Here is a 1,255-nt window from a genome sequence, read left to right as displayed (position 1 = left end):
CAGGCGTCATGCGGTTCGCCGACGTGCTGCTCGCGATCCCCTCGCTGCTGCTGTCGCTCGCGATCATCACGGCGCTGGGCTTCGGCACGGTGAACGTGGCGATCGCGGTCGGCGGCGATCGTGGCGGCCTCACGGGCCACCTCCGCCTGGCGGCCGAGCGGCTTCAGCTGGCGCCGGATCTCGCCGGCCAGGTCGGAGAGCCGGGTGAGGTTCGCCTGCATCGCGTCCAGCTTGCGGAGCGTCTTCTCCTTGCGGCGGCGGTGCTTGAGGATGCCCGCTGCCTCCTCGATGAAGCCGCGCCGGTCCTCGGCGCTCGCGTGCAGCACGGCGTCGAGCTGGCCCTGGCCGACGATGACGTGCATCTCCCGACCGAGCCCGGAGTCGCTCAGCAGCTCCTGCACGTCGAGCAGCCGGCAGGTCTCGCCGTTGATGGCGTACTCGCTCGCCCCGTTGCGGAACAGCGTGCGCGAGATGGTGACCTCGCTGTACTCGATGGGCAGAGCGCCGTCGGCGTTGTCGATCGTGAGGCTCACCTCGGCCCGGCCGAGCGGACCCCGTGTGGCCGTGCCGGCGAAGATGACGTCCTCCATCTTGCCGCCGCGGAGGGTCTTCGCGCCCTGCTCGCCCATCACCCATGCGAGCGCGTCGACCACGTTCGACTTGCCGGAGCCGTTGGGACCGACGATGCAGGTGACGCCGGGTTCGAACGCGAACGTGGTCGGCTGCGCGAAGGACTTGAATCCCTTCAGCGTCAGGCTCTTCAGGTACATGGTCCCCCGGGTGCGGCTGGGTCGTGCGGATGCCTCGCACGAGCGTACCCGAGCGGGCGCCCGGTTCCCGCGCACCCTCGCCGCGAAGCTGAGGATCGATCGTTGCCGGCGCACCCGCCCGCCGATAGTCTGGGCGGCTGTCCGACGGACGGCGAGGAGGACGACCCCGTGGCCATCGACATCCGACCCGTGCCCGTACCATCCCGCATCGGCACCGCCGAGGCACGGCCGCTGGAGGCGTACGTCGCCCTCACCCGGGCCATCGCCAGGGAGACGTGGGGCCACGACCACTTCGAGTTCGGCGCCGCCGAGCTCCTCGTGCGCCACCGCGACCGGCGCTTCCGTCGCCGCGTCGAGGTCGGCGCCTACGAGGGGGACGACCTGGTCGGCGCGGCCGCCATGGTCTGGGAGACCGACCCGCGGGCGAAGATGGCCGAGATGTCGCTCGGCGTGCGGCCCGATCGCCGCGGCTGCCGCTCGACGAG

At 71.7% G+C, this 1,255-nt stretch carries 2 protein-coding genes; one reads left to right on the top strand and one right to left on the bottom strand.

Going from position 1 to position 1,255, the window contains the following annotated elements; genetic code table 11:
• Positions 1-770, bottom strand: a 770-nt coding sequence (locus GH736_RS23130) for a chromosome segregation SMC family protein (protein ID WP_235934653.1), incomplete at its 3' end; no start/stop codon positions are given.
• A gap of 168 nt (positions 771-938) precedes the next feature.
• Here GH736_RS23130 and GH736_RS23125 point away from each other — a divergent pair.
• A partial coding sequence (locus GH736_RS23125) for a hypothetical protein (RefSeq protein ID WP_159607380.1) occupies positions 939-1,255 on the top strand: 317 nt, incomplete at its 3' end.

It is taken from the genome of Agromyces humi (genome assembly GCF_009720255.1).
In the GTDB taxonomy this organism is placed as follows: Bacteria; Actinomycetota; Actinomycetes; order Actinomycetales; family Microbacteriaceae; genus Agromyces; species Agromyces humi.
The sequence above is the reverse complement of the archived record's forward strand: the minus strand, read 5'-3'. Positions and strand labels throughout refer to the sequence as shown.